Genomic DNA, 7,399 nt, shown 5'->3' with positions numbered 1-7,399 from the left:
GCGCCGCTACATGCACGAGTACGGCGCGACCTCGGCCGACTTCGGCCGCGTGGCGGTGACCGACCGCGCGGCGGCGGCGACGAACCCGCGGGCCTGGTTCCACGGCCGCCCCATCACGTTGGCGGACCACCAGTCCTCCCGGTGGATCGCCGAGCCGCTGCGCCTGCTGGACTGCTGCCAGGAAAGCGACGGCGGGGTCGCCCTGGTGGTGACCACAGTGGACCGTGCCCGGGACCTGCCCCACGCCCCGGCGGTGGTCGCGGCGGCGGCACAGGGTAGCGGCGAGGACCAGTTCTCGATGAACAGCTACTACCGCGCGGACCTGACGGGCCTGCCGGAGCTGGGCCTGGTGGCGCGGCAGCTGTGGGCGCAGTCCGGGGTCGGCCCGGACGACGTCTCGGTGGCCGTGCTGTACGACCACTTCACCCCGTTCGTGCTGGTGCAGCTGGAGGAGCTGGGCTTCTGCCCCCGAGGCGAGGCCAGGCATTTCGTCGCGGACGGTTCGCTGGAGCTGGACGGGCGCCTGCCCCTGAACCCGCATGGCGGCCAGCTGGGTGAGGCGTACATCCACGGCATGAACGGGATCGCGGAGGGTGTGCGGCAGATTCGGGGGACAGCGGCAAACCAGGTGAGCAAGGTCGAGAACGTATTGGTGACAGCGGGGACGGGAGTCCCGACGAGCGCGTTGATACTGCGGGGAGCCTGACAGAACGGCGCGAGGCGGACGGTCAGGCGGGAAGCCCGAGCAGACCGGCGAGCGAGGTAGGCACACCGCCACCCCCACCCAGAGTCCCGGGAAGCGCCGGCAGCCCCGAGGCACCCCCGGGAGCCGGCGCAGGAGCCGGAACCTCGACAGGTTTCCCGCCGAACGGAGCGTTCTGCGACCCCCGGACCCCGATCGGGCTCCCCGGCGGCTCGGCACAATAAGCCCCCTGGTTCGGCGGCAGGTCACGCACGTCATTGGCCGGCCGCTGCCGAGTCCCCTCATAGCCCCGAATACACGAGAGCGGATCGTTGAAGGTGAGCACCAGGCCCAGATGCCCGGTGCCGTCCGGGTTCGCACCCGGAGCGGTGGCGGTGACCATCGGGAAGGCGACCAGCAGCTCCTCCAGCGCGTCCGTCCGCATGCTCGTGATCTGGGTCGTCGTCAGGAGGTTGGCCACGATCAGACCCAGGTCCTGGCCGGAGTCGCGCAGCAGGGTGGTGACCTGCACCGCCACCGCGGGCACAGCGGTGATCAGCCGGCGGAGGTCCGGGTCCGACTTCTTCAGCTGCGCGGCCAGCAGGCGCAGGTTCGCACCGTAGGAGGTGATCTGCGCCGACTGGGACGCCTGCGTCTCCAGCACGGTCCGGCCGTACGACAGCAACGACGTCGTCTCCGGCAGGTGGGTCGACGCGGACGTCGTCAGGGCGCCGGCGCTGTCCAGCAGCACCTGCAGGGCCGGGCCCATGTCGCGGAACGCCTTGTCCAGCTCGTCCACCGTCGTGCGCAGCGAGTCCTGGGGGACACTCGTCACCAGACTGTCCAAGTTGGACAGCAGGGCCTCCGGCGGGGACGGCAGCGTCGTGCGGGCGCGGGGCACCACCGAGCCGTCCACCAGGTATGGGCCACCGGAACGGGACGGGACCAGGTCGACGTACTGCTCGCCGACGGCCGACCGGTTCGCCACGACGGCCGAGGTGTCCGCGGGGATCGGGGTCTCGCTGTCGATGTCCAGGACGACGTCGATCCCGTCGTCGGACAGGCGCAGCGCCTCCACCCGGCCGACGGTCACCCCTCGATACGTCACCTCGGCGTTCGCGAAGATGCCGCCCGAGTCGGCGAGCTGCACGGTCACCCGGTACCCGCGCGCCCCGACCAGCCGGTCCAGCCCGGCGTACGTCCCGCCGACGTAGCCGATCCCGACGACGGCGATCAGCGCGAACAGGAACAGCCGGACCTTGGTCGCCCGCAACAACATCAGCGCCCACCCCCCAGCAAGGAGCCCAGCAACCCGGCCAGCCCACCCGACGGCGGCGCGGACGGGGTGGGCAGCACCGGCACCGGCAGCGGTGGCGCGGCGGCCGGCGGGGCCGACCCGCCGGAGACGCCGGGCAGTGGGATCAGCGGCGTGCTCGCGTTCGAGATGTTCTCCAGCAGCACGCTGAGATCGAGATCGAACTTGACGTCCACGTTGACGAAGTCGCCCTTCACCGCGTTCAGGAAGTAGTCCGTGAACGGGTAGGTCACCAGGAACTGCAACGAGTTCGGCAGGTCGGCGCCCGCGTCGGCGAGGTTGTGCAGGATCGGCGACAGCAGCCGCAGGTCCGCCACCAGGTCGTCGCGGCTGCGGTCCACCGTGTCGACGGCCACAGTGGACAGTCGCTCCAGCGCGCCCAGCATCGTCACCAGCGAGTTGCGTTGCTCGTTCACCACCCGCAGGCCGGGACCGAGCTGGTCCAGGGCCAGCGCGAGGTCGTCGGTCTGCCGGGCGAGGTTCGTCGACAGCCGGTCGAGCGCGTCGATGGCCCGGACGATGTTGCCCTTCTCCTCGTCCAGCACGCCGACCACGGTGTCGATGTTGGCCAGCGCGGCCCGGATCTCCGGCTCGTTCCCGGACAGCGCGGCGTTGACCTCGGTGACGATGGTCCGCAGCTGCCCGACCCCGCCGCCGTTGAGCAGCAGCGACAGCGCGCCGAGCACCTCCTCGATCTCCGGGTTGCGGCCCGTCCGGTCCAGCGGGATCACCGCGCCGTCCGCGAGCCTGCCCGACGGCGACGGACCGGGGTGCAGCTCGACGAACTTCTCCCCCAGCAGCGAGGACTGCCGCAGCTCGGCCCCCGCGTCGGCCGGCAGCCGCACGCCGTCGTTGACGAGCATCGTGACGACGGCGGTCGTGTTGTCCTTCGCCAGCTCGATCTTCTCGACCCGGCCCACCGCGACGTCGTTCACCTTCACCCCGGCCTGCGGCACGAGGTCCAGCACGTCACCGAAGTGCGCCACGACCCGGTACGGATGGTCGCCGAGGTCCGCCCCACCCGGCAGCGGCAGCTGGTACACCCCGGAGAACCCGCCCGAGCCGCACCCGGCCACGAGCAGCAACACCACCACCAGCAGGAAGCGCCTCACGGTGCACCCCCCGAGAGCGCGGCGGGCAGGTTCACCAGCGGCAACGGCAGCGGCGGCAGCTTTCCTTGCGCCAGCGCGCCCACCGCCTCGATGGCCGACGGCAGCTTCAGCGTCCCGTCGAGGTAGGGCGCGAGCTGCTTGCACAGGTCCGACAGCGTCTTCGGCAGCTGCGTCGGCGTGCCCGCCTCGATCGTGCGGCACAGCATCAGCACCGGCGGGTAGGTCAGCTCGTTGAGGTTGCCGCGGATCGCGAACGACGCGGACGCGGCGTCGTAGGTGGACAGGAAGTTCGTCATCGCGAGCGGCGCCACGTCGAGGATCTCCGCCACCGACGCGCGCTGGTCGGCCAGCGCCTGGGTGACGCCGGTCAGCTTGTCCACATTGGAGCTGATCTTGTCCTTGTTCTGCCCGATGAACCCGTGCACGTCGGTGAGCGCGGTGCCGAGCGAGGACAGCGCGAGGCCGAGTGCGTCGCGGTCGTCGGCCAGGTAGGCGCTCACGTCGGCCAGCCGGTCGTTGAACGTCCGCACCTGCGCGTCGCTGTCGGCCAGCGCCTTCGTGAACCGCGCCAGGTTGTCGACCGTCGTGAACAGGTCGCCGCGCGAGTTCGCCAGCGCGGCGGTGGCGTCGCTCAACGAGCGGATCGTGTCGCCGAACAGCTCGCCGTTGCCGGACAGGTTCGCCGCCGCGGTGTCCAGCACGTCCGACAGCGCGCCGTTGGCGTTCGCGCCGTTCGGGCCGAGCGCGGTGGCCAGGTCGTTCACGCTCGCCGTCAGGTCGTCCAGCTCGACCGGCGTGGCCGTGCGGTCCAGCGGGATCACCGTCCCGGACGGCATCAGCGGGCCCCGCTCGTAGGCCGGCGTGAGCTGCACGTACCGGTCGCTCACCAGCGACGGCGCCACCACCACGGCACTCGCGTCGGCCGGGATCTCGATGCCGTCGTCGACGGTCAGGTCCACCCGGACCCTGGTGCCCTGCGGCTCGACGGCGGTGATCCGGCCGACGCCGATGCCGAGGATCTTCACCTCGGAGTCCGGGTAGACGCCGACGGCCTTGGCGAAGTACGCGGTGATCCTGGTGCCCGAGCTGGTCATGCCGGCCCACCACAGCGCGCCGGCGACCGCGAGCGCGAGCACGCAGGCCAGCGCCACGATGGTGGCGGCGTTGCGGCCCGCGCGGGTACGCGTGGTCATCGGCCACCTCCCTGGTAGGCGAGCGGAGTCGAGCAGCCCTCCGGGTTGAGGTCGAGGATCCCCACGTCGGTCGGCGGTGGCAGCAGCCCGCAGATGTAGCCCTCGAACCAGCGGCCGTTGCCGATGACGTTGTTGAACATCCGCACGTACGGCGCCAGCGACCGCAGGCTCGCGCTCAGGTTGTCCTGGTTGCGCGCCAGGATCGTGGTCACCTTGTCCAGCTCGTCCAGCGCGGGCCTGAGCTGCGCCTGGTTGTCCGCGACCAGCCCGGACAGCTCCTTCGCCAGCGAGGTGGTGCCGGTGAGCAGGGTCGACACGGCCTCCCGGCGCGCGCTCAGCTCGTCGAGCAGCAGCGAGGCGTCGGCGAACAGCTTCTTGAGCTGGGCGTCCCGGTCGGCGACGGTCTTGGTGACGGCCGCGGTGTTCGACAGCAGAGCCTGGAGCTGCTCGTCCCGGGAGGACAGCGTGGTGGACAGCTGGGTGAGCCCGGAGAGCGCGTCGCGCAGGTGCCGCGGGCTGTTCGCGAACGTGTCGGAGATGACCGCGAAGCTCTTCGCCAGCTGGGTGGTGTCGATCTTGTCGACGGTCTCGGACAGCTTGCCGACCGCCGGCACGATGTCGAACGGCGTGCGCGTGCGGGACACGGGGATCGAGTCGTTCGGCCGCTGCGGCGCACGGCCGGCGGAGGTGAGCGCGAGGTACTTGTCGCCGAGCAGCGTCTTGATCTCGATGGCCACCGTGCTGCGGTCGCCGAGGTTCACGTCGCGCACCCGGAAGTCGACGACCACCTTGTTGCGGGCCAGCTCGACGCCGCGCACGTCGCCGACCTTCACGCCGGCGAGCCGGACCTCGTTGCCCGGCCGCAGCCCCGCCGACTCGGCGAACTCCGCGGTGTAGGTGGTGCCGCCGCCGATGATCGGCAGCTCGTCGGCGTTGAACGCCACCAGCAGCGCGAGCGCGATCAGCACCAGCGTCACCGCGCCGACGCTCGCCTGGTCCCGCTCACGCAGTGGCTTCACGGCCCGCACCTCCCGACCATCGGCGTGCCGGGCACCGGCAGGGCGGGGAGGTCGACGACGACCCCGAGGTCCGACACGCCGATCCGGCCGGACGCGCTGCACAGGTAGTAGTTGAACCAGCCGCCGTAGGTGGACACCCGGTTGATCGTCTGGATCTTGTGCGGCAGCCCGGCGAGGAACTTGTCGACCGTGTCGCCGTGGTCGGCGAGGGTCGCCGACAGCGTGCCGAGCGCCGCGATGTCGTCCTTGAGCGCCGGGCGGGCCTGCCCGAGGAGGCCCGCGGTGGTGTCGGTCAGCTCGCCGAGCGCACCGATGGCGTCGCCGATCGGCTTGCGCTGCTGGGCGAGCCCGGTGGCGAGCAGCTGCAGCTGGTCGATCAGCCCGGACACCTCGGCCGTGCGGTCGTTCACCGTGGTCAGCACGGTGTTCAGGTTGTCGATCACCCGGCCGATCACCTGGTCCTTGCCGGCGATCGTGCTGGTGAGCGACGCGGTGTGGGCGAGGACGCTGTCGATCGTGCCGCCCTCGCCCTGCAGCACCTGGATCAGCTCGGCGGCGAGCTTGTTCACCTCGGTCGGGTCGAGTGCCTCGAACAGCGGCTTGAACCCGTTGAACAGCACGGTGAGGTTGAGCGCGGGCCGGGTGCGCTCGGGCGGGAGCACGTCGCCGGGGCGCAGGACCGCGTTCGGGTCGCCGCCCGCGCCGAGGCCGAGCGAGACGTAGCGCTGGCCGATGAGGTTGCGGTACTTGATGGTCGCGGTGAGCGACCGGGGCAGCCGGCGCGACGCCTCGACGTCGAAGCGCACCTCCGCGAGCCTGTTGTCGTACACCTCGATGGCGCTGACCTGCCCGATGCGGACGCCGGACATGCGGATGTCGTCGCCGACGTTGAGGCCCGTCGCGTCGGTGAACCGGGCCGCGTAGCCCGATGTCGGGCCCACCGTGGTGTTGGCGATCGTCAGGCCGAGCAGCGCGGTCAGCGTGACGGTGATCGCGGTGAACAGCAGCATCTTCACCAGCGGCGCCACGAAGTTTCTCACCGGACGGTCACCTCCGCCCCGCGGTAGAGCGGGCCCACCAGCAGCGAGCTCCATGCCGGCACCTGGCTCGGCGGCACCCCGAGGCTCGGCGCGAGCAACGCGGCGAGCAGGTCCCGCTCGGCGCCGGAGTTCGCGACCTGCGGCACGGTCGGCTGGAAGTCCTGCGGGCGGTCCGAGCGCGGCGGGGGCGGCTTGGACGAGCCGTCCTGGATCGGGCCGTCCGCCGGGTACTGCGGGAACCGGGCCGGCGGGTGGGCCACCGGGTAGCAGCGCGGGCCGCGCTTGTCCTCGTAGCGCGGGGTGTCCACGCCGGGCAGGTACTTGCCGCGGCTGGAGGTGATCTCGATGGTCACCCGCGTGACGTCCGGGTGTGCCGAGCCCTTGCCGAACGCCGCGTCCGCCGACGGGATCGCGTCGACCAGCTGCTTGAGCAGGCACGGGTACTCGGGCGCGTACTTCGCCAGTACGTCCAATGTGGACCGTGAGGTGCTGGCGAGGTTGATCAGGTTGTCCTTGTTGACCGCCAGGAAGTTCGTGAGGTCGACCGACGCGGTGGTCAGCGTGGCGTAGAGGGCCTCGAGGTTGGTCCGCTGCTCGACCACGGTCCGGGTGGTGGTCGTGAGGTCGCTGAGCGCCCGGACCAGGTCGGGGCCGGCCTCGGCGTAGGTGTCGGCCACCTCGGCGATCCGCTGGAGGTCCGCGCGCAGGTCCGGCAGCGACGGCTCCAGCTTCTCGAGGTAGGCGCCGAGCTGGACGATCGTGTCGCCGAACTGCGCGCCCCGGCCGTCCAGCGCGGTGGACATCGCGTTCAGGGTGCTCGCGAGCTTCTCCGGCTGCACCGCCCGCAGCACCGGCATCAGGTTGTCCAGCACCTGCTCGATCTCGATCGCGGTCGACGTGCGGTCCTGGCCGATCACCGCGTTCGCCGCGATCGGGTCGTCCGGGTGCGGTGGAACCTGAAGCGCCACATAGCGTTCGCCGAACAACGTCTTCGGCAGCAGCCGCGCCGACACGTTCGCCGGAATGCGGCCGACCGTG

Annotated in this window: 7 protein-coding genes; 1 reads left to right on the top strand and 6 read right to left on the bottom strand. The window is 71.3% G+C overall.

Annotated elements, in window-relative coordinates:
• The coding region (locus VGD70_RS14120) for a thiolase C-terminal domain-containing protein (RefSeq protein WP_414637962.1) at positions 1 to 706 on the top strand (706 nt) is incomplete at its 5' end.
• A gap of 22 nt (positions 707 to 728) precedes the next feature.
• Here VGD70_RS14120 and VGD70_RS14115 read toward each other — a convergent pair.
• The 6 genes from VGD70_RS14115 to VGD70_RS14090 all read right to left on the bottom strand — a co-directional run.
• Positions 729 to 1,961 (bottom strand): MlaD family protein, encoded by a 1,233-nt coding sequence (locus VGD70_RS14115; RefSeq protein ID WP_331081872.1) that lies wholly within the window; start codon positions 1,959 to 1,961, stop codon positions 729 to 731.
• The gene (locus VGD70_RS14110; protein ID WP_331081870.1) at positions 1,961 to 3,109 is read right to left on the bottom strand and encodes an MCE family protein; all 1,149 of its coding nucleotides are present in this window, start codon (positions 3,107 to 3,109) and stop codon (positions 1,961 to 1,963) included. The genes VGD70_RS14115 and VGD70_RS14110 overlap by 1 nt, the downstream gene beginning before the upstream one ends.
• The gene (locus tag VGD70_RS14105) at positions 3,106 to 4,302 is read right to left on the bottom strand and encodes an MCE family protein (protein ID WP_331081869.1); all 1,197 of its coding nucleotides are present in this window, start codon (positions 4,300 to 4,302) and stop codon (positions 3,106 to 3,108) included. The genes VGD70_RS14110 and VGD70_RS14105 overlap by 4 nt, the downstream gene beginning before the upstream one ends.
• Positions 4,299 to 5,321: an MCE family protein gene (locus VGD70_RS14100; RefSeq protein WP_331081867.1), complete on the bottom strand. Its 1,023-nt coding sequence runs from the start codon at positions 5,319 to 5,321 to the stop codon at positions 4,299 to 4,301. The genes VGD70_RS14105 and VGD70_RS14100 overlap by 4 nt, the downstream gene beginning before the upstream one ends.
• A complete protein-coding gene (locus VGD70_RS14095; protein WP_331081865.1) occupies positions 5,318 to 6,361 on the bottom strand; it encodes an MlaD family protein in 1,044 nt (347 codons plus the stop codon). The genes VGD70_RS14100 and VGD70_RS14095 overlap by 4 nt, the downstream gene beginning before the upstream one ends.
• The coding region (locus VGD70_RS14090) for an MCE family protein (RefSeq protein ID WP_331081863.1) at positions 6,358 to 7,399 on the bottom strand (1,042 nt) is incomplete at its 5' end. The genes VGD70_RS14090 and VGD70_RS14095, both read right to left, overlap by 4 nt.

This window comes from Actinophytocola sp., assembly GCF_036402745.1.
Classification (GTDB): Bacteria; Actinomycetota; Actinomycetes; order Mycobacteriales; family Pseudonocardiaceae; genus Actinophytocola.
Note: the sequence above shows the minus strand (reverse complement) of the source record. Positions and strands in the feature narration are given on the sequence as shown.

Excerpts from the sequence above, each read along its gene's own strand:
- VGD70_RS14115 (WP_331081872.1), bottom strand. The coding sequence starts at position 1,961 with ATGTTGTTGCGGGCGACCAAGGTCCGGCTGTTCCTGTTCGCGCTGATC.
- VGD70_RS14105 (WP_331081869.1), bottom strand. The coding sequence starts at position 4,302 with ATGACCACGCGTACCCGCGCGGGCCGCAACGCCGCCACCATCGTGGCG.